The organism is Haloferax sp. Atlit-6N (genome assembly GCF_003383195.1).
In the GTDB taxonomy this organism is placed as follows: Archaea; Halobacteriota; Halobacteria; order Halobacteriales; family Haloferacaceae; genus Haloferax; species Haloferax gibbonsii.
This window is the reverse complement of the sequence record NZ_QEQJ01000099.1, coordinates 1-624: the sequence shown is the minus strand read 5'-3', so window position 1 is coordinate 624 and position 624 is coordinate 1. Positions and strand designations below refer to the sequence as shown.

Annotated in this window: 1 pseudogene; it reads right to left on the bottom strand. The window is 67.1% G+C overall.

Going from position 1 to position 624, the window contains the following annotated elements:
• Positions 1–103: 103 nt before the first annotated feature.
• Positions 104–624, bottom strand: a pseudogene (locus DEQ92_RS23565) (hypothetical protein); the annotation flags it as partial.

Here is a 624-nt window from a genome sequence, read left to right as displayed (position 1 = left end):
CGATGACTGGTGAACGCCTCCGAGATCGGATCGCCGCGTTCGTCGAAGACGACGAATCTGGTTCCGCTCGTCCCCTGATCCAGCGCGCCGATGTAGGTCGTGCTCATCCGCCTTGCAGTGCAGTAAGCAGTCGGGGGGCGAAGTTCAGCGCGGCGCCGCTCGGTCGTCGCCCGGCCACCCGGGCGCCGACGGAGACCTCCCGCCGTTCCAGAACGCCGAACTGCGCGAGTTCGTACAGTAGTCGTTTGACCGTCCCGTGAGTCAGGTCGGTCCGCTCGGCGATCTGCTCGGCCGCGGTCTCGATCCGCGCCTCGCCGTCGAGTGAGAGTTCCAGTAGCTGGTCGAGAACCAGTCGTTCGTTGTCCGAGAGTGCCAGCACTTGCCCGATCGGGACGCCATCTCTCGGTACGGCTGCTCTCCCGGCGTCGATGTCCTCGTCACGGAGCCGCGTTGCCCCGTCGGTTTCCGCGTTGCTCGCGGCGAGGAACAGGGCCGCGAGCGCGTTGTGGGCGTCGCCGTCGGCCCAGTCCGCAAGTCGCTGTGCGTGGACGTGATCGAGTGTCTGTGAGAGCCCTCGGGACCCGCGGACCGTGAGGATGTCGACGAGCTCGTACGTGTACGCGG